Source organism: Clostridium rhizosphaerae, assembly GCF_016765585.1.
Taxonomy (GTDB): Bacteria; Bacillota; Clostridia; order Clostridiales; family Clostridiaceae; genus Clostridium_AT; species Clostridium_AT rhizosphaerae.
In genome coordinates this window covers 212422-233278 of the sequence record NZ_JAESWC010000008.1, presented here as the reverse complement: position 1 = coordinate 233278, position 20857 = coordinate 212422, and the positions used below count along the sequence as shown (strand labels likewise).

Annotated in this window: 23 protein-coding genes, 1 tRNA gene and 2 pseudogenes; 19 read left to right on the top strand and 7 right to left on the bottom strand. The window is 31.6% G+C overall.

The window, feature by feature from the left end:
• The first annotated feature begins 295 nt into the window (after positions 1-295).
• Positions 296-769, top strand: coding sequence for a MarR family transcriptional regulator (locus JK636_RS13925; RefSeq protein ID WP_202749610.1), 474 nt, complete (start codon positions 296-298; stop codon positions 767-769).
• A 156-nt stretch (positions 770-925) separates the two neighbouring features.
• Positions 926-2161: pseudogene (locus tag JK636_RS13920) on the top strand (MFS transporter).
• Between the two features lie 45 nt (positions 2162-2206).
• Here JK636_RS13920 and JK636_RS13915 read toward each other — a convergent pair.
• The gene (locus tag JK636_RS13915; protein ID WP_202749609.1) at positions 2207-4312 is read right to left on the bottom strand and encodes an LTA synthase family protein; all 2106 of its coding nucleotides are present in this window, start codon (positions 4310-4312) and stop codon (positions 2207-2209) included.
• A gap of 543 nt (positions 4313-4855) precedes the next feature.
• Here JK636_RS13915 and JK636_RS13910 point away from each other — a divergent pair.
• Positions 4856-5107: a kinase to dihydroxyacetone kinase gene (locus JK636_RS13910; RefSeq protein ID WP_202749608.1), complete on the top strand. Its 252-nt coding sequence runs from the start codon at positions 4856-4858 to the stop codon at positions 5105-5107.
• A gap of 306 nt (positions 5108-5413) precedes the next feature.
• Here JK636_RS13910 and JK636_RS13905 read toward each other — a convergent pair whose 3' ends face one another.
• Complete coding sequence (locus JK636_RS13905) at positions 5414-6697, bottom strand: glycoside hydrolase family 18 protein (RefSeq protein WP_202749607.1); 1284 nt, start codon at positions 6695-6697, stop codon at positions 5414-5416.
• Between the two features lie 172 nt (positions 6698-6869).
• On the opposite strand from JK636_RS13905, the gene JK636_RS13900 reads away from it, so the two are divergent.
• Positions 6870-7937 carry a hypothetical protein gene (locus JK636_RS13900; protein WP_202749606.1) on the top strand — a complete coding sequence of 356 codons (1068 nt, stop codon included), beginning with the start codon at positions 6870-6872 and terminating at the stop codon, positions 7935-7937.
• A gap of 163 nt (positions 7938-8100) precedes the next feature.
• On the opposite strand, the gene JK636_RS13895 is transcribed toward JK636_RS13900, so the two are convergent.
• The 3 genes from JK636_RS13895 to JK636_RS13885 all read right to left on the bottom strand — a co-directional run bounded on the left by JK636_RS13895 (position 8101) and on the right by JK636_RS13885 (position 9553).
• Positions 8101-8574, bottom strand: coding sequence for a hypothetical protein (locus JK636_RS13895; RefSeq protein WP_202749605.1), 474 nt, complete (start codon positions 8572-8574; stop codon positions 8101-8103).
• A 115-nt stretch (positions 8575-8689) separates the two neighbouring features.
• Positions 8690-8764, bottom strand: a tRNA-Gln gene (locus JK636_RS13890).
• A 357-nt stretch (positions 8765-9121) separates the two neighbouring features.
• Positions 9122-9553, bottom strand: coding sequence for a flavin reductase (locus JK636_RS13885; protein ID WP_202749604.1), 432 nt, complete (start codon positions 9551-9553; stop codon positions 9122-9124).
• 313 nt (positions 9554-9866) lie between these two features.
• Here JK636_RS13885 and JK636_RS13880 point away from each other — a divergent pair, with 313 nt between their 5' ends.
• The 5 genes from JK636_RS13880 to JK636_RS13860 all read left to right on the top strand — a co-directional run bounded on the left by JK636_RS13880 (position 9867) and on the right by JK636_RS13860 (position 12046).
• Positions 9867-10217 carry an SdpI family protein gene (locus tag JK636_RS13880; protein WP_202749603.1) on the top strand — a complete coding sequence of 117 codons (351 nt, stop codon included), beginning with the start codon at positions 9867-9869 and terminating at the stop codon, positions 10215-10217.
• A 202-nt stretch (positions 10218-10419) separates the two neighbouring features.
• The gene (locus JK636_RS13875) at positions 10420-10584 is read left to right on the top strand and encodes a putative immunity protein (RefSeq protein ID WP_202749602.1); all 165 of its coding nucleotides are present in this window, start codon (positions 10420-10422) and stop codon (positions 10582-10584) included.
• Positions 10585-10741: 157 nt separating this feature from the next.
• The gene (locus JK636_RS13870; protein WP_202749601.1) at positions 10742-11188 is read left to right on the top strand and encodes a hypothetical protein; all 447 of its coding nucleotides are present in this window, start codon (positions 10742-10744) and stop codon (positions 11186-11188) included.
• A gap of 105 nt (positions 11189-11293) precedes the next feature.
• A complete protein-coding gene (locus JK636_RS13865; protein WP_202749600.1) occupies positions 11294-11641 on the top strand; it encodes a VOC family protein in 348 nt (115 codons plus the stop codon).
• Positions 11642-11842: 201 nt separating this feature from the next.
• Complete coding sequence (locus JK636_RS13860) at positions 11843-12046, top strand: hypothetical protein (protein ID WP_202749599.1); 204 nt, start codon at positions 11843-11845, stop codon at positions 12044-12046.
• Between the two features lie 209 nt (positions 12047-12255).
• On the opposite strand, the gene JK636_RS13855 is transcribed toward JK636_RS13860, so the two are convergent.
• Together JK636_RS13855 and JK636_RS13850 are read right to left on the bottom strand one after the other, a co-directional pair.
• On the bottom strand, positions 12256-12441 hold the full coding sequence (locus JK636_RS13855; protein WP_243428233.1) for a hypothetical protein: 186 nt from the start codon (positions 12439-12441) through the stop codon (positions 12256-12258).
• Between the two features lie 238 nt (positions 12442-12679).
• Positions 12680-13171, bottom strand: coding sequence for a hypothetical protein (locus JK636_RS13850; protein WP_202749597.1), 492 nt, complete (start codon positions 13169-13171; stop codon positions 12680-12682).
• Positions 13172-14277: 1106 nt separating this feature from the next.
• Between JK636_RS13850 and JK636_RS13845 the strand changes: the two genes are divergently transcribed.
• From JK636_RS13845 to JK636_RS13800, 10 genes and pseudogenes are all read left to right on the top strand, one after another.
• Positions 14278-15207, top strand: a complete 930-nt coding sequence (locus JK636_RS13845; protein ID WP_202749596.1) for a 2-oxo acid dehydrogenase subunit E2 — start codon at positions 14278-14280, stop codon at positions 15205-15207.
• A gap of 148 nt (positions 15208-15355) precedes the next feature.
• Positions 15356-15604 (top strand): annotated as a pseudogene (locus tag JK636_RS13840) (DUF5700 domain-containing putative Zn-dependent protease); the annotation flags it as partial.
• 44 nt (positions 15605-15648) lie between these two features.
• Positions 15649-16149, top strand: a complete 501-nt coding sequence (locus JK636_RS13835) for a YbaK/EbsC family protein (RefSeq protein WP_202749624.1) — start codon at positions 15649-15651, stop codon at positions 16147-16149.
• A 48-nt stretch (positions 16150-16197) separates the two neighbouring features.
• Complete coding sequence (locus JK636_RS13830; RefSeq protein WP_202749594.1) at positions 16198-16674, top strand: GNAT family N-acetyltransferase; 477 nt, start codon at positions 16198-16200, stop codon at positions 16672-16674.
• 24 nt (positions 16675-16698) lie between these two features.
• Complete coding sequence (locus tag JK636_RS13825; RefSeq protein ID WP_202749593.1) at positions 16699-17913, top strand: alpha/beta hydrolase; 1215 nt, start codon at positions 16699-16701, stop codon at positions 17911-17913.
• A gap of 140 nt (positions 17914-18053) precedes the next feature.
• A complete protein-coding gene (locus tag JK636_RS13820; protein ID WP_202749592.1) occupies positions 18054-18266 on the top strand; it encodes a hypothetical protein in 213 nt (70 codons plus the stop codon).
• A 73-nt stretch (positions 18267-18339) separates the two neighbouring features.
• Positions 18340-18642, top strand: a complete 303-nt coding sequence (locus JK636_RS13815; RefSeq protein ID WP_202749591.1) for a hypothetical protein — start codon at positions 18340-18342, stop codon at positions 18640-18642.
• A 102-nt stretch (positions 18643-18744) separates the two neighbouring features.
• The gene (locus tag JK636_RS13810; RefSeq protein WP_202749590.1) at positions 18745-19227 is read left to right on the top strand and encodes a GNAT family N-acetyltransferase; all 483 of its coding nucleotides are present in this window, start codon (positions 18745-18747) and stop codon (positions 19225-19227) included.
• A 403-nt stretch (positions 19228-19630) separates the two neighbouring features.
• Positions 19631-20260 carry a class I SAM-dependent methyltransferase gene (locus JK636_RS13805; protein WP_202749589.1) on the top strand — a complete coding sequence of 210 codons (630 nt, stop codon included), beginning with the start codon at positions 19631-19633 and terminating at the stop codon, positions 20258-20260.
• A gap of 91 nt (positions 20261-20351) precedes the next feature.
• Entirely contained in the window at positions 20352-20855 is a 504-nt protein-coding gene (locus JK636_RS13800; protein WP_202749588.1) for an AAA family ATPase, read from the top strand.
• Positions 20856-20857 lie beyond the last annotated feature (2 nt).

The window sequence follows — 20857 nt, the reverse complement described above, 5'->3', positions numbered from 1 at the left end:
ACACGAAGGTTAAGCTTTGAGATGTCGATGGTACTGCTCGGGAGACTGAGTGGAAGAGTAGAGAGTTGCTAGGTCAAAAATGCTAAGTATAAAACTTAGCATTTTTTATTTTTTGACTGGATTATCCCCTGAAGTACTACTGTTTATAATATTAATTCATCTGCAGACGCTATAGAGGCAAATGATGCAATCCGCGGCAACAGTATTGCCCAAATTAATTATTATAATATTGTTGAAGTAGAAACAAAAATTTAATATAATATTGTTAATGCGCAAACGAGTGGGAGGATAGACCATGAACAAAGAAGAACAGGTCATGAGTGGATTAAGGGAAGTATTTAACAAGATGGCTTGGCTTAATAAGTTGAAGATGGAAGACAGTCTTAGGGGATATAAGTCTTCTGAAGTACATTACATTGAATGTATTGGAAGAAACGTAGATTCCAACGTGACAAAACTTGCAGAGTCCCTTTATATGACTAGGGGAGCCATAAGCAAAATGACCAAAAAGCTCATAGAAAAAGGCATAATAGAAAGCTACCAGAAGCCGGATAATAAGAAAGAAATTTATTTCCGACTTACTGAAGAGGGGCAAAGAATTTATAAAGTCCATGAAAAGCTTCACAAAGAGTTTCAGGAGAGGGATAAAGCGGTATTTGAACAGATAACGGAGGAACAATTTGATGGTATGCTTAAATTCATGGAAAAGTATAGCAGTCATTTGGATGAAGAAATAAAGAAACTAGGTATAGATAATAAGTCGGAATAAATTTGAATAATGAAAATGAAACCACAAGCAGCCTGACTCTATTGAGAAATGGCTGTTTTTTTATTAATATTATTTTGTTGACAAGGAAACAAAATGATGATAAGATAGATATGTTTCCAAGGAAACAAAATAACAACTTTTGAGAGGAGAATTCAAATGTCCATATATAAATCACACAATGAACAGAGCACAGAACAAACCATAGATAAACACGCTTTAATATTTGGCCTTATATCTGTATTTCTTTGCGGATTAGGATTTAGTATCATAGCACCTGTAGTACCATTCTTAGTGCAGCCTTATGTAAGCGACACGGGAAATCAAGCTATAGTTGTTACTCTGTTGACTTCTGTTTATGCAGTCTGCGTGTTTTTTGTATCTCCCGGACTTGGAGCTTTGAGCGACAGATATGGCCGTCGTCCGGTGCTCTTGGTATGCCTTTTGGGTTCCGTAATCGGGTACTTAGTTTTTGGCATAGGAGGAGCTCTATGAATACTGTTTGCCGGGCGTATAATAGATGGCATTACAGGCGGTACCATAAGCACTATCTTCGCATATTTTGCAGACATCATTCCTAGTAATCATAGAACCAAATACTTCGGATGGGTGAGCGCGGTTGTAGGTGTAGGTACCGTACTTGGTCCAACTCTAGGAGGATTACTTGCCAAGTTTGGTTATGCTGTAGCTATGTATTTTGGAGCAATAATAACATTATTGAATGCTATTTATGGATTCTTTTTTATGCCTGAGAGCCTTGACAAGAATAATAGACTGAAAGAGATTACCTTTGTAAGACTAAATCCATTTACACAGCTTGAAAACATACTTTCCATGAAAAACTTAAAAAGGCTGCTTGTCTCAGCGTTCTTGCTTTGGGTGCCTAACGGATCTTTACAGGCAGTTTTTTCACAATTTACTGTAGATACTTTCAGCTTTCAGCCTGCACTAATCGGACTTGTGTTTTCAATTATGGGCATCCAAGACATAATTTCACAAGGTTTCATAATGCCAAAGCTTTTGATAAAACTTAATGATAAACAGATAGCAATTCTTGGAATGCTTTCTGAGATTATTGGCTACAGTCTTATTGCGCTATCTGCTTTGCTCTCATTCTATCCTCTTTTTATAGCTGGAATGTTTATATTTGGTTTTGGTGATTCAATCTTTGGGCCTTCCTTCAATGGGATGCTATCAAAGTCTGTGGATTCTAGTGAACAAGGAAGGATTCAAGGAGGAAGCCAATCTATTCAGGCCTTAGCAAGAATGATTGGTCCTATCATTGGAGGTCAAATCTATGTATCACTTGGTCATGCCGCACCTTTCTTTATGGGCGTAATCCTTATAGCAGCAGCAATACCAGTTTTATGTAAGAGAAAGCATGTAGATATGTAAACTACATGCTTTCTTTATGCAAGGTGGTTATATACTAACACCAATTTAATTTATAGAATAAATGTTGGACTGAGAAATTATTTTATTCATACTGTCGCTTAGTTTTAACTGAATTGAGATTTTCTTATTTTCTGTGTTTTTAGGTACAACAGCTGTCAAAGTGGTTGTCCCATTGTAAGTTGTTTTGATTTCCTTGTCATAAATATATATCTTATCATTTTCTACAAAGTTTTCCCCATGAACTGTTAGTTCATCACCTGAAATAGTAGCGCCTGTGATACTTGGCAAAGCACTACCCTGGATGTAATTGTCATTAGTTTTGGGTGTGTGATTTGGCGTAAATTCATAAGTGAATTCATTTCCAAAAAGTAAATCATACTGCAAGTCTTTGTATTTTGAGATTTGATCCAAATTTATTTTTTCCTGACTTTGATAAACTGGATCGATTATAGTATCAGAATCATCTTTCATAAGATTAGAAAGAAAGTCTGTCATAGGACTGCCAGATTTTTGCGTCATTTCTAAAGCAAGTGTTCCCATGTAGTTAGCAGATAGACGCAAGTTGCTGGTTGTTTCTAAACCGAAGTTATTCCAAGTTACAAATGGTACACTGTGAAGGTTTAGATAATCCTCATAGGAATTGGCGTCAGTAATAAAATCTGCATCTTTATACACGCTGTAATTGTCGCCCAAGAGAGGCAGATGGTCGCCGTAAAACACCACCAAGGTAGGTTGGTTTGACTTTTGCAATCCTTCTATAAGCTGCTGAAGAGATTTATCAACATCATTTATTGTGTTAGCATAGTTATTCAATATTGCCTGGGATTCAGGAGTTAAATTTGAAGCTTGGGTCTTTATTGTATTATCTGGGTTTTCGGATGTTCCGTAAGGACCATGGTCCTCCATTGAAACTGCATAAATAAAGTCTGGTTTATTTGTGTTATTTACTTCTTTAAGTATTTGATTAGTTAATTCAATGTCACTGATATAGTTTCCGTGGAACTTTGGACTATTCAGAAATTCCTTACTTATAAATTTGTCAAAACCAAAACTTTTATATACGCTGTTCCTGCCATAAAACCAATTGTCATAGGTGTGAATTGCTGCTGCTGAGTAACCCTGGCTTTTTAATACTGTAGGTAAGGCTTCAATGGGCCTGTTTATATATTGTGAGTAAGCAATTGTGCCAGCTGGTAAAAACTGAGTAGAAAATCCCGTCAATGCCTCAAATTCAGTGTTGGCCGTACCTCCCCCGTAAACTGCGGACAACATAGTACCACTGGTTTGGCTCTTTTGAAGAGAGTGAAAGAATGGAATGGGATCTTGATTGAAGGTTACGTTTTTCATAAGAGTAGGATCCCAAAAAGCTTCACTCATAACAAAAATAATATTAGGTTTAAAGTCAGGGTTAATGGTATATGATGCTTTATTATTTTGTACAATATTATTTATAGTATCTTGCTGGTAGTCAGATGGACTACTAATTTTTTGGTTTTTAGCTTCCAGTATAAATCCTAGCATCATTCCGTTCTGATCATAATTCATTGCTTGGCTATAATTAATAAGTTCAAGTGCAAAAACCCTTTGAATCTGGCCAAAATATGTGTAAAGAAAAAATAGAAGCAGAGCTGAAAGAGAAAATACGGCGATTTTTCTGGAGCATTTATATTTCGCAGCAGGTATAAATTTAATAATAAGAAAAATTATACAAATAGATGCAAAAATAATGAGTGCCACTGCAGCAGTAACCCCTTTAAATGCTTCTGAAATTTCAAGAGCTTCTTTGGCTAAAAGCAAATCTGAAGGAACGAGTGGAGAGCCCTTATTAATTAATTTTTGACGGCTGACAAATCCCAATATAGAAAAAAGTGTAAATATAATACTGGAAATTATTAAGTATATCTTTCGCGGAAAGATATAAAAGATGTTTGCTAGAGCAAATGTCACAATATAGCTAAGGATAAATTCCTTTGAATAATTTATAATCCATGCTGTTACACTGTGAATATTTCCTGTGTAGAATAGTTCTAAAGATACCAAAATAATAAATGGAATCAATAATAAAAGAACTACAGAGTATCCCAGTTTATGAAGCAGTGATTTATTATTAATAATTTTAGTGCTTTGTGAATTGACTAATGGTAATCTCATTATATACCTCCAAATAAAAATAATATTTTTTACATTGGAGCTTTACCCCATGAGGTGAAGCTTTTTTATTACAATAAAAAAAGTTCGGGTAGTTGCTCCGAACTATATTAAAAGAAGTTAAATAGTGAAAAAAATTATCTTTATGTCTTTATGTTAGATGTAGAATATGACATTATGGTGTCAAACTTGAAAATAAAATGTTAAATCTGCAATCATAACAATCAATGCTAAATATAAAGTAAATAATAATATAAAAAACAGTTGGAAGGGGGAACAACCAACTGCCTTTTATGTTAAGGGGGGATTTCTTTAATAATCCTATGTGTATATATTAATGTAAGTTTATGTTTATAAGATGGTTTTTTAATGTGTTTTTTATGTGAAAATTAGATTGCCGCGTTATTTAACTAAATTCAATATGTTTTGAGTTATATTTTATAATAAACCACTAAATTATTTAATAAGTATATTAATAAGCATACAATATGTTATAATTAACCAAAGAAAATATTAGAATTTGTAGATCAGAAAAGGAGAATAGTTATGATTGAATACATATTTGATACTCAGTTATTAATTGAAGGAAAAAATCTTTCAGAGGATGAAATAAACGATTATATTACAAATAACATTGAAGGCGACTGCCTACTTGCAGTTGGTGATGACGAACTGATTAAAATTCATTATCATACAAATACTCCATGGAAAGTGCTTGAGTATTGTGCTTCATTAGGAGATATTCATGATATTGTAGTAGAAAATATGGTAAGACAGGCTAATGGACTAAAAGGATAAAATATAATTATAATTTTAAGTGCAGGCTATTGATGAGGTTTATAGGGGCAGTTTCAAAGCAGCTAAGTTTAGCTATTTTGAGACTGTCCCTTTAATTATACTATCATTAGTTCTAATTGTACTGCGGAAAATTTATGATAGCATGAAAATTGCAGTTAGGTTTTTAAAATGTGGGAATTAAGAGTGTTTACATATGAGAAATGAAGTAATTTAGTTGATATGAAATAATATTTTTGATTAGAATATAAAGTATAAAGGATGCTAAAAGCCAGGTGATTTCACCCGGCTTTTAATTAATTACTATAATTATCTCTTAACTACATTAAAGTTGTCCTCGATAAGCAGCCAGTTTTGAGGGAAGGAAATTCCAAGCTTCCAGTAGCTTATTCCTCTAAGACCAAGCTCTTTTATTAAATTAAACTTTGCTTGGATTGACCTTGCATCTTCAAACCAAACTGTATGACGTTTTCCATTTGAAGCTGTATAGTCAAAATGAGGCGCCTGAGCTCTGGTGTCATAGCTTATCGGTACATTATTGTCAGCTGCAAGCATAATAGCCTGCTGAGGGCTGACTGCTCTTGCTGTACTTCCTGGTACAAAAGGAAGAGTCCAGTCATATCCGTACAAGTTTTGCCCCATCATGATTTTTGAAGCAGGCATTTCTGTTAAAGCATATTCAATAACCTGCCTAACTTGAGGCAGCGGGGATACAGGCATTGCAGGACCGCCGCTGTAGCCCCATTCATAAGTCATTATTACAACAAAATCAGAAATTTGGCCATGAGCTCTATAGTCGTGAGCCTCATACCATTCTCCTGCCTGAGTAGCACTGGTTTTTGGTGCTAAGGCTGTAGACATTAAGAAGCCTTGAGCACTCAACCTTGCTTTAGCCTTTCTAAGAAAAGCATTATAATTTTCTCTTAATTCACGAGGTAAATGCTCCATATCAAAGTGTATATCTTTAAAGTTGAGACGCTTTGCTGTAGCGATAATATTGTTTAGCAAAGTATCCTGCAGTTGAGGGTTAGTAAGAATAATTCTTCCAAGCTCTGTACTGAATTGACCATTTTCAAGGTTAGTAACTGCCATCAGTAAAATAGCACCGCTGTTTGATGCGATGGTTCTGAAATTGTTTAGCGGCGGCTCTTTTAGGGTTCCATCCCTTTGAATTTGAAAACTAAAGGGTGCCAGATAGGTAAGGTGCGGTGCTGCAGTTCGGGCAGACTGCTCCAGTTCAGGGGCAACTCTTCCACCAGTAGGTTCTACATAAGCGTTTGTTTCAGCACTTCTTTTAGGCTGTGGCGGAATATACAGTTTAAAACCAACAGTAAGAGGTCTTGTAGGCTGTATTCCGTTAACTCTTGCAAGGGTTTGGTAGTTAATTCCGAATTTCCTTGCAATACTATACAGACTGTCACCTGATTGAACCCAATAAAAGCTTCCCACAATAGGAATTACCATCGCTTGACCTACAACTAAATTATTTGGGTTTGGAAGTTCATTTGCCCCGGAAATGGCTCCAACTGTAGTGTTATATATTCTCGCAATATCAAATAGGGACTGTCCAGTTTGAACAACGTGGATTTGCATAATATCTCCTCACTTAAGAATTCATCCATTATTATTTTATGAAATATAAATGAAAGTGTACCAGTTTTTTCAACTATGATTTAACTATAAAACATGATTATAAAAAAGGGATTTATCATATTGTGTCGAATTAGATAATAGCCTAAATCAATATTTTAAGGATGATAACAGTATGAAGATTAAGTTTGTAGAGTATTCCGGCAAGAAGTATATAAGCATACCAATTGATGAGGATATCTGCTATTGCGTCTGTGATAATATGTGGCTTACAGTATGGAAGTATTTAGATGGATATCATGTATCAGGGAGAGTCTTATTTACGGAAAAAATATTAAATAGGATATATAAATACGGAAGCTTGGATTATAAAGATGAAAAGTTTTATAAGGATATCTTTTCTACAGGACAAGCGCTCCAGCAGTCGTTAAAAAGTAATAATGATTGGCTTGAAAAGGCTGAAAGATTAGTAGAACTATTAAAGCTAATGTATGATTTTGAGTATTATAAAGCAAATAAAGAATTATCAGAGTTAACTAATGGTTTATTTACAATAAAAGATGATGCAATATATAAAAAATCAGAGATTGATAATGTTTTTGGAATTTGTAAGTTTATATTTGAAAATTTGGAGGAAAAAGAAATGGGTATGTTTGATAATTTTTTTAAAGAATCAGTTAGTAACGAGAAGTTTTATCCTTATGTTTCAGGTATGTCTGATAGGGAACTTCTTAACACTGTTAATGAGGAATATTATAAGCTGAAGGGAACATCTGATTTATCGCCATATATGGGGGAGTATGGAAGCTTTGAATTTGCAGGAGCTCTATTATTATGGAAGTATGCAGGTAAAAAGATGAAGGCATCTGGAAACAATGCAGAGGATTTAAGTAATTATGGCTCATTGCTTATTATGCTTGCGGATACAATAGGCTGTGCATTTAATCATATGTCGCCCGGAGAATGGAGCGATAAAATAGATGACGTCATAAATTCCCATGATGAGGTTATAACATATTCTGAATGGAGCAAAGTGTATAATTACCTTAAAGAAAATTATTCAAAACAGCTGCATCAATGTGAATTTAATACTGCTAAATTAAATCCATATGATTATGAAGATGTATATAAGAATTTTGTTACGAAATATAATTATTTGCCGGATTTCAACTCGGTTATTGAATATTATTCGAGACAAGGTCTTGGCTTTAAAAAGGATATTTGGTTTAGAATTGATAATTAAGAACGCAGTAGGTATTGTAAATCAATTTCCAGATAAATTTATTTGAAAATATAAGTTATAGAAAAGAGCATCTTCCTCTTATGAGAAGAATGCTCTTTTTAAATAAGATAAACTGGGAGGTTGATAACATGAATATAATATATAGTTGGATTATCATCTGTTATTATAATACTTTCTTCTCAGATAACACCTTTTGTCGTTCAACTTCCAAGTAGAAACAAAGTTCCTTAAAATCCTTTAGCCAATGTATCTTAGCCAATTCTCTTAAATCAATAACTATGCCGGTATCCTTCTGTTTAATAAATTCCATATCGAAAAGATCACTTGTTATAAAACCCTTTTTACAATCATGAATGCATGGTATATATTCATCCCAGTGCTGCTCGAAATATTTGACCTTGGCAAAACAGAGTCTGTTAATATGAAAAATCATTCCTAAAGGACTGGATTTTTCTGCGAACTTGTGACTGAAATACTCCTGGACAGGGTATTTTTCCTGATGTCTTTCCCAATAAAACCTGTCATTTAAATGAAGACTAAATTTATCTAGCACTCTGCATTTTTCTTCTCCAAGCTGTTCTCTCAAATATTTCTCTCTATCTTCCAGATTTACAGCCCTCAGCGCTTCGTAGCCCACAGCTTTCCCCCCATATCACATAAAGCTCAAAATCACTTCTTTTTATTTTCAATAGAAAAATACCCTACAAAACCTTGCATTTTATAGAGTATTTATAATCCTTTGTTTTATCAAATGGCTGGGATGGAAGGATTCGAACCTGCGAATGCCAGAGTCAGAGTCTGGCGCCGTACCACTTAGCCACATCCCAATAAAGCTGGTGACTCTAAGGGAAATCGAACACCTGATACCGCCGTGAGAGGATGGTGTCTTAATCGCTTGACCAAGGAGTCATAAATTATTTAGTATCTATTATTTTTTATATTAACAAATGCTTTCGTAGTCGTCTAATCGTTTTTTTAAATCATTATAGGATTATTTATTTCAAATATTAATAGCTTTAATTAAAAATAAAACATTTACTTTCAAGACATTCTTCTGAAGATCAAACTAAAAAGAACATCAACTCCTCTGCGGATGATGCTCTTTTTATTCAATACTTATTTAACACTAACTATATATAACTATTTATATATAAAACTTCTTAACTTCTTAAGAATAAAACTTCTTATATTTCTAGGGTGTATTTTTTAAAATCGCTGCTTGTATAGGATTTTATAAGACCATAGATTAAATTATCTTCTTCAATTCCGTTAAGATGAAGCACATCAAGAACTTCTACTATCATATAATTGCTGGCATTATCAATTAATATGGCAGAATCTTTTAATGTGTATTTGATGTTTGTGAATTTATCAGAAGCGTCAGAATGGCTGGAGCCTAAGGCGTCCACTACGTCCTGCTGATTTTCAGAGAGGGCGCTGACTCCGATAATATCACATTTTTTAATATTTTTCCCCGTTACGCTTTGAGCTCCTAAAAGCATCAGAATCTTATCATAGTCTGCCTGCATAGCCCAAGCGCATATCATTCCGTATTTCTTTTCGTCTTTGACGAAGCCAACAGCATTAGCTCCATAATTAAAAGCACTAAGTTCCATTTTATTTCTCCCTTCATTCGGAACACTGGGTAACTTAAAACATTCGCTTCGCTCATAAGTTACCCGTTGAAGTCCATTTAAGACTTCAACCTCCTTTACATTTTTTATTATATTATATCTTCTTAAATCATTTTCTCCAAGTTGTATTGTAAAAGCTTCTTGTGAATTTTTAAGTTTGAGCTTATTAATTATTAGAAATGATGGCTATTGCTTTGATAAGTATATTAGTGTATTAGTTTCAAAAATATGGTATGATTTAGTTGGAATGTAATTTTGAATTGTATAACAATATGAAACAAAATGGAGGGGAATTATGGGGATTTTAACAAGTTGTATAACCGGGGCATTTGTAGCTATAATTGGACTCATATTAAGAACATATCCACCCGAACATATAAATAATAGCATTGGGTATAAAACACCTTTTTCTATGAAGAATAAGGACACCTGGTGTGAAGGAAATCGTTTATGTGGAAGAATGCTTTTATTTAGCGGTATTATTTTTATACCCTTCTCAATATTAATCAGGTATTTATATACTAATAACGTAAATTTATCGAAAAGTATATCAATATTAGGCTTGGTTATTCTTTTTATAGCAAGTATCATATTTACAGAAATACATTTAAGAAAGTTATTCGATAAGGATGGAATAAGAAAATAATAGTTAATGAGTTTTTTAGATATAGATTCACTTTAGTCATATAAATAAAATGTAAAACAAAGACTGTTTACATTTTATGACTGATGTACAAACAGAAATTCAAAGAGGTGCAATTATGAGAAATAAGAAAGAAACTAGTAATATGAGTAACGTAGGAATATAAGAAAAATTGATGATATTCCCGAATTATAAGATGAACTTATTGCAGTGTTTGAAAGTAAAAGCAAAAAAGACATCTCACGTTAAGAGACATGCGTTGATAGCATCAGAGTATGAAATAACTTTAATAAATTTAATGTATCCTAAAGATTTAGAGGAAGTAAGAAAAGAAATAAAATTTCAAATTGAATTAATGAAGAGTGTTTAATAAAAAAATTTAGCGTTATGAATTCAAAGTTATGAGGCATTTAAGGTAGATATTCAGCAATCAGGTGATTCATATTTGCAGAATATGGTGAATCAATTATAAAAATAGTTTATGCAAATAATCATAGGGGGCGGGAACGATTAGCAATAAAAAGGTATTGTGGTTAGTAATATCTGTACTTTGTTTGATATTGATTATTAACTTTGCGGTAAGAGTTGGTGTTATTCCGCAAATAGATAATCCAATAGTAAGGTGTCCTACTGTTGAAATTCCTACTTTCAAAACAGACTTTATTTATAGTGATTTTCTTAAACGCAGGCGCAATTTCCACATTGATGTTGATAACGAATTAATAAATACAAAATTAACATCAGTCCAGCCTAATACGGAACTAAAAATTATATTTAATCATGAATATTTGCATTATTCACTTTTTAAAAGGCTTGAGAATGGTAATTATGAAAAAATATTTGACTCAAATGAAAGCACAAACGGAACTTTTATTACACCCGATAAGCCAGGTAAATATTTATTTAGTATTTCAGCCGACTATGATGAAGGTCTAGGAATATATTATTTCTTAATCGAAGTAAATGAAAAATAAGGTTGTGTTTTAATTTGTGTAGAAAAATGTCTAAACAATTAATATTAGATTGTAATTAATTGTGAACTAAGATTTTATATAAACCCATTGGAAAGGAAGAAAAAAATGAAGTTAGGAGAAATTTGTTTAGAAACAAATGACGTAGTAAAAATGGCGGATTTTTATAGAAATATCTTAAATATTTACTCGGATTGTAGAGACGAAGTGCATCAGTCTATTATTGAAGATGTTATAACTCTAAGTATCTACAATAATGGAGAAGTAAAAAATAATCAAAACCAGAATATTAGCGTAGCTTTTACTGTTGATGATGTAGATGAAGAATATAAAAGATTATTGAAATTAGGAATACATATTATTGATCCTCCCAAACTACAACCATGGGGAGCAAAGAATGTGCACTTTTGCGACCCAGATGGTAACCATATATACTTTAGGAGTTTTCCTAAATAATAATATAGTATGGGTAGCGGGTTAGGTGATAATTTTCTTATGAGATTCATTAATCTTTTTTATAGGTTAGAGCAGCACAATAAACAAATACCAAACAATTGTAATTGAATCTATAATTTGCAAACTTAATAATATGACTAAAGGTACCATTATATATTTATATAAGAAAAAAATAGTGTATTGTGTGGAAAGGATACTTTAATGAATAAAAAATATGCTGGTTATTTATTTTTTGTATCAGGAGTAATGTGGTTAATTGCAGCTATACTGAATGCCGTGATTTCAAGAAATTATTTTATTAATAAAAAACCATTTGGAAGTACTTACATATGTTTAGCTATTGTATGTATTGGTCTATCTATAATGTCTATATCTTTGGGAATTAAAAAGATGAAAGACAGATAAAAGGATAGTGAAGGATTAGCAGAAAAAGAGAAAGAGCTCACGTAAGACACCGTATCATTCAATCATGAATTCTACGGTGTTTTTATTTTGTCATCAAAGAGTTTTGAATAAATTTAAAACTGTTAACATTATACTATATATAAATAATAAATAAAAAATATAGGTATATATGATATGCCTAATATACCTATATAAGAAAAAGTTTCAGACTATAGTAACGCTTTAAGCTCAAGGCATCTTTTATAGAGGGGATCGAATTCACAGCCGCAGCTTCCGCACTCTTTGTCTGCCTGCTCAATTGCGCTTATTAAATCTTCTTTCGTTCCATTTCCATCAAGATAAGCTTCTGACGGAATAGCAATTAAATCCCATCCGGATTCAGCGAATTTCCTCAAAATGTTTTTTAATTCCTCCATAATAAAGCTCCTTTCAATTCCATAGGTAAAACCTTAATAATCTATATTTTACATTATAATGCAAAAAACTGATTTTGTATATCTTGGACATATGATTTTACGCGGTGGATGATAAGCAAAAGGTTCAGGAGTTCATGAAATATATTCAAGATTGCGTTGTAATAAGATGGTTTAATCCTAGCAAGGTTGTCCGATTTTACTCGAAACGTAAAATAAATTATTTCTTAGCTTCTTTTGTCAAAAGCTTATGATTTGTATAATAGGATGTTATTAACATAATCAATCCAAAAACATTTGGAATCATTATATTAATATTATAAAACACGCTTTCATAGTGCTGCAGAGGCGTTAAGTATATTGCAGCAAACATAGATATTACCATTCCCGCAACAGGCAGCAGTATAACTAATTTTTGTATTTTTGCTGTTTCAATGGCGATATAATAAAATATAACGCTACCTACCCAAAAATTAACTACAAGCCATGCATGCGATAGTCTAATAAAACCCTTTGATTTAAAATAGGTAAAGGTTAATATAAGGATTATAAATAAAACTATTACGGGTGCAAAATAAATAATTCTCAGCATTTTATCCAATGACTTTTTAATATTGAAATTAATTTTATCATAATACCTGTAAAAAACACTTCTTGAAACTATTAATAATAATCCTATTAGTAAACTAAGTCCTAAAAATAAGTATGACATAGAAATTCACCCCTTTCCTAAAGTAAAATGTAATACAATATTTCTATTATAATTTAGTTAAAACGAAAGAATCAAGTATGTTTTACCAATATATCTAAAAGCAGGTTTTCTGCTGTTATTAATTATTTCTATTAAGCTCAAGTTTTTTCTTTCTTTTAAAAAGGAGTACACGATCCTAGATGACATCAAAAATATAGGGGCCAACCATAGTTAATTGATCCAAATAAACTCTAAAGACTATACGAACGTTCTGGTTATTATCGACTCCGTAGCAGCTCCCAAGATGGTTCCCTGTGCTGTAAGGGATGATAACAACATTGTCTTCATCAGCTTTCCTTGCAATTTTATATACATAATAGTAGCCTGCGTTTTCATATCTTTCAGGGAAGTATTGAAGAGCAGTATCCCTGTACTGAAGGCCCCGGCAACTCCATTGAGAAGCTCTACCTCGTAAAAGCTTGCATTTGAATAAATTGCTTTTCCGGCTCGTTTGTGATTGATACCATATACTATAACAAAATCATCATCACGGAATATATTGATTAGGTATTTGCTAGAGAATGATGGTGAAAGCAGAATCTATTACCTATATACAAAATTATCCATAAAATATATAATTGAATTATTAACTTACAGGAAGAGATTGGGTATTACTTAGAGATTCTCAGAAATAAACATTAGTTATGATATATGATAATTGAGTAATTGTGAGATAAGATGCAGTAAAAAGAATTATTTAAACGCGAAAGAAAAGAAAGAGAACGCAGAAGATACGGAAGAGAGTGTTTTATAAAATATCCCCTTCAGCGTATTCAGTGTTCTCCGTATTTCCCGTGCTTAATAAAAAAACATTAACTTACAACTTTCTTATGAGATGCTTTAATTCAGGTATATGGATTGATTATCATAGTAACTAATTATGAATCAATTATCTGCTTCTTTATTTGTTACGTAAACTTTATTTGTGAAGTTATATAGGATAATGCTAATTATATAATCAGATGAAATAGGGCCGCATTATGAAAATAAAAGAAAAATATAATATACATATTAAGACTTGGAGAATATATTAGAAATTGTAAATATAAGTAATAGGGAGCGAATTCATGCCTGATAAAAAAATTAGAATAAGAAAATCTGAAAGGTTTAACTTGCAAAGAAGAGTGGTCGCACATATGACTTCGACTTCATGGAAGAGTGTGCCACATGTATCATATGTATATGAGCCTGATATAACTGACTTTTATAGTGAATTTATACAGCTTGCCAAAGAAAGAAAAAATACAGGTTTCAAGATTACATTTAATACTGTAATGATTAAAGTTATTGTTGAGGGGCTGCTAGTAGCACCTGATTTGAATTCTTATGTAGAGTATAATCACAAGAAAGCCGAAGGGATGACACACATTTTAGGTGAAATAAATGTTTCAATACCATGGCTTTTACCCGATGGTAAAATGATAACTCCATCTATCCCTAATGCTGGTAAAATGTCGTTAAATGATATTTCTGATTATATTTTAAATCTATCCAAGAGAATAGAAAAAACAAATGTTGATGAAATGCTATATAGAGCAGCCTTTGATGACGCTGTTAATGAATTAAAGAAATTTCATTTAAGTATACTGAGAAGAATTATTGCTTCTCAAGTTACCCGACATAAGGTGAGGAGGCGTAAAGGTAAGGAAAAAGAAGATTATTATAAAATACCAGAAAATGAGCGTTTGACTGAAAAAGATATTATGTCAGGCACTGTGACTGTGTCCAATATAGGTTCTTTATACAAACAACAGAGGGGCTTCTTTGCACTGCTTGAAATTATACCACCACAGGTTCTTGCTATCGGTCTCGGATCAGTTCAAGAGCGGCCTGGCATATATGTAAATGAAAATGGAAATAAAGAAATTGGTATAAGAAAAATTCTTCCTATGTGTTTGGCATTTGACCATAGAGCCGTTGATTTTAGTTCCATTATTCCCTTTCTAAAAAGGCTTGATGAAATTTTCGCAAAACCAGATATCATTCATAAGTGGTAAAAAATCAGACAATAGGAATGTTTATTTTTGGGGATTAGAATATGGACTTCATTTACAAGTGTATTTAATGCATTAGAAAAATTGGAGAAGGTTTTAAGAAAGGGTGGGGAAAACTTGAGAAAGTTTATATTCGTTAACAGATGTTCTTAAAGGAAAAAAGACATCAGACGAACTGGTTCAATTTCTTAGTGAAGATGTGAGATTTCATGTTATTGGATACTTTTTAGCAAAAACTATAAGCAGTACGATGGGAGATGAAATTTTAGGAAAAGTAGTTGGAGATCCTATTGAATTTCTTAATATGTATCAAAGGGCTTGTATATCGAGTAAGAATGAGAAACAGTATGGATTTAGCGATGAAATGTTTAGGCTTCTTAAGACTGCGTATATAGGATAGTAATAGTAATTACATTTTAATATTTGACTTGGAGTTGAAAATTGATTAACGCAAAAGAGAAAAAACTATATGATATTTTAAATTTATTAGGGATTAATTATATTAGAAATGAACATAAAGCAGTATTTACTGTTGAGGAAGCAAGCAAATTGGATATACGTATCCCGGGACAGCACTGTAAAAATCTTTTTTTAAGAAATAGAAAAGGTGATTTACACTATCTTGCAATTTTAGATGAAACAAAACATATGGATTTAAAATTATTGTCTAAACAAATAGGAAGTACAAGTTTATCCTTTGCTTCCGAAGAAAGATTACATAAATACTTGGGACTAAAACCGGGTTCTGTTAGCCCTTTTGGTTTAATAAACGATATTGATAGAAAGGTAATTGTTCTAATTGATAGAGAGTTGACTGATAAGAGTATAGTAAATTTCCACCCCAATGTAAATACAGCGACAATAAGTGTTTCTTATAAAGACTTGGAAAAGTTTATTAAGTGGCACGAAAACAAGTTTTATTATATAGATATAGATAATAAGTAGATATATAAAGGTTAATAAATAATGCTCTGAAATATTAAAGGGGATAAAATGGAAAGTAATTTTAATGTTGAATATGTAAAGATTAGCAGAGAAAATCCAGATAGGTGTAGAGATTTTTTAAATTTAGGATATGAGTATATGAAGGAAATAGCTGCAGATATGCCAGTGGAAATACATGATAAATTTCTTAATAGTATCTTAAGCAAACAATTTAAAAATAAACGTTGGTTGATTGGATTAATAGTAAACGATAATATGGTTGGATTTATACATTTTAAAGTTGACGAAAGTGAACGCATTGGTTGGGGATATATTTTAGAATTTTATATAATGCCGGATTTTAGAAGAAAAGGTCTTGGTAGAAAGTTATATAATTTCGCAAAGGAAACATTAATTTCTTGTGGAATCAAAGATGTTTGGCTATCTGCTGATAAAGTAAATGGAGAGTCATTTTGGTTTTCAATGGGATTTATTGATACTGAGGAAATGGAAGAAGGACAGAAGATATTAAAAATTATGATATGAGATGAAAGAGAGATTGATTTGTTTATGAGAGTTTTACAATATACCAGCCCTACAATTAATACTTTAGCAGAACAAGTTAGTGCTGGTAATACTAATTCGATTGATTTGTTTTGGCAAGATGCACAAAGATGTGGAACACCTTTAATTGAAGAAATAGAAGGGGATAATGGAAATGTGTTAATTACTTTTTTATATAAAGGTGATTCTAATATAAAAAACATACTAATCTATGGTGCCTTCCCTGGCTTTCGGTACGCAGAAAATATTATGGATAGTTTATTAGACACAAATATATGGTACAAGACCTATATTGTTAGAAATAATGTGAAATTTAAATATAATCTTTCATTAAACTACGAATTCGATAATGACTATAAAAAAATAAAGGCCAAATCAGTACTAGACCCATTAAATCCGAACAAAATAGTGTTTGCTAAAGACGATGAAGATCCTGACGGCGCCGAGATGATAAACTCTTTAGTTGTGCTGTATAAATCTAAAAAAGATATTTGGACAAGTTCTAGAAATGAGATTAATAAGGGGCAAATAGAATTGCATAGGCTTCCTAATTTAAATTCAGACATTAATCGAAGAATATGGGTTTATACACCTTTTAACTATACAAAAAGTATTGAAAAATTCAATCTAGTAGTGCTTACAGATGGATTTGATTACTTAAACTATCTTTCAGCAAAGAATGTTCTTGATAACCTTATAGATGAAAAAGTAATTCTTCCAACAGTTTGTGTTCTAATAGATAATAGTATAAATAGATTCGAGGAATTAACTTGTAATGCTGACTTCTCAAATTTTATAGCTCAAAAATTAGTTCCTTGGATTTGGGATAACTATTCGGTATCAAAAGAAGCAAGTAAAACTATTATAGGAGGGGTTAGTCTAGGGGGATTAAGTTCAGCATACGTAGCATTTAAAAACCCTAGTATTTTTGGAAATGTACTTTCACAATCAGCATCGTTTTGGTGGAACTCAGAATGGCTAACAAATGAGTTTAAAAAATCAAATAAGCTGCCATTAAAGTTCTACTTAAATGTAGGTATATTTGAAGACAAGCCATATGATGATGAACCAGTTATGAAGGATGCTATAGATAATATGTATAAAGTATTGCTTGAGAAAGGCTATAATGTTAAGTATGAAAGTTTTCAATCTGGACACGACTACTTATCTTGGGGTGAAACATTAGCTAATGGACTTATAGAGTTAATAGGAAAAATGTAAAATACTGTCCGAAATTATTTTAAAAAATTTATATTAGAGAACTGTTGTAACTTATGCTGAATCAATATATTGGAGGCTGATATTGAATATATCTTAGAAATATTATTTTATTATTAAATATTTGAAGTGGGGGATAGTTTATGAGAAAACAAGTAAAGTACTTTTTAATTGGACTTTTTATAATTCTAATAAGTACACCTTTAGGGTATAAAGCAGTTAGCATAGTATATCATAATAAAAACTTAACGGGTGAGTATGTTCCGATTTTAAATGGATTTATAAATTCATTTATGTTAATAGGTGGGTTAATCTTTAGTATTGGATTAGTAAGCTTATTAAAAGATAAAAATTAATATTACTAATGTTAGTTAACAGTCTTCATATGTTGCGACACAAATATAAACTACTATGGAACAGGGGGATATAATGTTGGATAGCAATATTAAATGGGAAAGGATTGCTTTTATAATACATAAAATAGTCTTTGGTGTGATTTATTATGGTGGTTTTATATTTCTATATAAGCTTCAGAACATTACACTAAATATAAAAACTGGGTTTGTTAGTTTGCTGGTCTATTTTATACCGATTTTGTTTCTGATATGGTTTTTTGATATCAGTAGAAAGAAAAATACCTGGAAACCATTTGGCGGATATAGTGATAAAATAGAGATTTTAATTATTATAATTACTATTCTGGTGTTGCAAATTACAATTGGTATAATTTAGGTTGTATGTGTTTTTAAACATTTAGTCAACACTTTCTTATATGGCACGTTAGTAAACAGCTATTAACTAAAATAATTTAATTGTTAAGAAGGGGATATAAGTTTGGAAAGGTTATTATTGAAACCGCGTACACTTGAACATGTGAAGATTTTTTGGGAAAAATCTCAGGATCAAGAAATAGAAAGGATGTTTCCATTTAACAAGGGTACTTTAAATGATGCAATCAAATTATATGAAGAGACATTAAAGCCTGATGCAAAGAGTTTTGGTAAAGTTATCAATATAGATAATAAATATATAGGTGATGTATGGTGCTATGGAATAGATGAAGCTGCTGAGAAGCAGGCATTCGTAAGCATAATCATATTTGATAAAACATACTGGGGTAAGGGAATTGGAAAAGATGCATTAAAACAATTTTCTAAGCTTGTATTCGAAAGATATGCTGTAAGTAGGCTATGTGCATTTACATATAAAGATAATAAGCGCTCCATTGCTACCTTGGAAAGTGCAGGATTTAAAAAACTTGAGGAGTTTAAAGAAAATGGTATAATCTCATGTTATTATGAGCTGCTGGAGCTGTAAAAATTAAGTTGAGGAATCTGCTTATTATTAAGAATATTATTTTTGGAATTTCTCATATTTGAGCAAAGAAGTAATTTATGATGAATTAAATTATGAGAGGGTAACGATATAATGATAAGCGTAAACTTAATTGAATTATGTCAAATGGATGATAGCAAATTCTTATGCGCTGTAATTGTACCTCAATATCGAGGAAAGTGGATATTTGTTTGAGGGGTTACCAGAAAACCTAACATATCCATCAATTCATAATGTATTGTTTAATAAGGTGGCTGAACTTTCTACTCATTTCAAAATAGGTTAATGAGCAATCTTATTATAGCGTTAATCAATCTTTTTTATTGATTAGTGCAGCACTGTAAATTAGTACGAATTAATTTAGGTTTAAGAATAGGAGATAAAAATGTTGGATAATAAGGGTTTTGATTTATGGGCTAATGGTTATGACAAAAGTGTAAATATCAGTGAAGGGAACAATGAGTATCCCTTTGCAGGTTATAAAGATGCCTTAAATTATATTTACAATCAAGTTAGAGAACAAAATGGTACTAATGTTTTGGACATTGGATTTGGAACTGGAATATTAACAACTCAATTATATAATTCTGGCTTTAATATTACAGGTATTGATTTTTCAAGTAATATGATTGATATTGCGAAGCAGAAAATGCCTAATGCAACATTAATAAAATGGGATTTTTCTAGAGGATTACCTAATGAAATTAAAAATAATCGTTATGATTATATAATTAGTACATATGCAATTCACCATTTAGCGGACAAAGAAAAAATTAGTTTTATAAAATTGATTTCCAATTTCCTAAATAAAAAAGGGAAAATTCTTATTGGAGATATTTCTTTTGAAACAAGTTATGAATTAGAAAAAAGTAAAGAAAAATATAAAGAATCTTGGGATAATGATGAAATTTATTTTGTAGCAGATGAAATCATGGAAAAGCTTAATCATGAATATTTTTGTATGTATATTAAAATTTCGCATTGTGCTGGGGTATTAACCATAGTGGACAAGTAATTTAGCATATTAAGGTTTTAAAATATAACTTTTTTATTATGGAGTGTTCCTTACAGACTTCATTAATCAACTTAGAAAGGTGAGATTTTAGGTGAATAAAGCAGCGCAGATAATAATATTAAGGGGCAATTCGGGGAGTGGTAAGACTACCACAGGAAAAGCTTTGCAAAGAAAATTTGGACAAGGTACAATGCTGATTTCACAAGATGTTGTCAGAAGAGAAATGCTGTTTGTCAAGGATGGACCTGACACAAAGGCATGTCAGTTATTATTGGATCTTGCACTGTACGGAAAAAACAATTGCGATATTGTAATTTTAGAAGGAATTTTAAATTCAAAGTGGTATAAAAGCTTATTCGGAAATTTACTGGTTGAGTTCAAGGATCAAATTTTTGCATATTACTTCGATATACCTTTTGAAGAAACTCTAAATCGTCACCAGCAAAAGTCCAATGCCCATGAGTTTGGAGAAAAGGAAATGAGAAAATGGTGGAATGAAAAAGATTTATTAGGTATTATTCCTGAAATATTACTACATAAAGAATTAAGCCTAAATGAAATAGTAGACATAATTTATAAAGATGTCATAAAGTAAAA

What these genes read in the sequence shown, in the direction of transcription:
- JK636_RS13850 (WP_202749597.1), bottom strand. Translation starts at nt 13,171, where the DNA reads ATGTCATACTTATTTTTAGGACTTAGTTTACTAATAGGATTATTATTA.
- JK636_RS13830 (WP_202749594.1), top strand. Translation starts at nt 16,198, where the DNA reads ATGGAAAGTAATTTTAATGTTGAATATGTAAAGATTAGCAGAGAAAAT.
- JK636_RS13900 (WP_202749606.1), top strand. Translation starts at nt 6,870, where the DNA reads ATGAAGATTAAGTTTGTAGAGTATTCCGGCAAGAAGTATATAAGCATA.
- JK636_RS13905 (WP_202749607.1), bottom strand. Translation starts at nt 6,697, where the DNA reads ATGCAAATCCACGTTGTTCAAACTGGACAGTCCCTATTTGATATTGCG.
- JK636_RS13880 (WP_202749603.1), top strand. Translation starts at nt 9,867, where the DNA reads ATGGGGATTTTAACAAGTTGTATAACCGGGGCATTTGTAGCTATAATT.
- JK636_RS13860 (WP_202749599.1), top strand. Translation starts at nt 11,843, where the DNA reads ATGAATAAAAAATATGCTGGTTATTTATTTTTTGTATCAGGAGTAATG.
- JK636_RS13865 (WP_202749600.1), top strand. Translation starts at nt 11,294, where the DNA reads ATGAAGTTAGGAGAAATTTGTTTAGAAACAAATGACGTAGTAAAAATG.
- JK636_RS13805 (WP_202749589.1), top strand. Translation starts at nt 19,631, where the DNA reads ATGTTGGATAATAAGGGTTTTGATTTATGGGCTAATGGTTATGACAAA.
- JK636_RS13915 (WP_202749609.1), bottom strand. Translation starts at nt 4,312, where the DNA reads ATGAGATTACCATTAGTCAATTCACAAAGCACTAAAATTATTAATAAT.
- JK636_RS13825 (WP_202749593.1), top strand. Translation starts at nt 16,699, where the DNA reads ATGAGAGTTTTACAATATACCAGCCCTACAATTAATACTTTAGCAGAA.
- JK636_RS13820 (WP_202749592.1), top strand. Translation starts at nt 18,054, where the DNA reads ATGAGAAAACAAGTAAAGTACTTTTTAATTGGACTTTTTATAATTCTA.
- JK636_RS13845 (WP_202749596.1), top strand. Translation starts at nt 14,278, where the DNA reads ATGCCTGATAAAAAAATTAGAATAAGAAAATCTGAAAGGTTTAACTTG.
- JK636_RS13815 (WP_202749591.1), top strand. Translation starts at nt 18,340, where the DNA reads ATGTTGGATAGCAATATTAAATGGGAAAGGATTGCTTTTATAATACAT.
- JK636_RS13925 (WP_202749610.1), top strand. Translation starts at nt 296, where the DNA reads ATGAACAAAGAAGAACAGGTCATGAGTGGATTAAGGGAAGTATTTAAC.
- JK636_RS13910 (WP_202749608.1), top strand. Translation starts at nt 4,856, where the DNA reads ATGATTGAATACATATTTGATACTCAGTTATTAATTGAAGGAAAAAAT.
- JK636_RS13885 (WP_202749604.1), bottom strand. Translation starts at nt 9,553, where the DNA reads ATGGAACTTAGTGCTTTTAATTATGGAGCTAATGCTGTTGGCTTCGTC.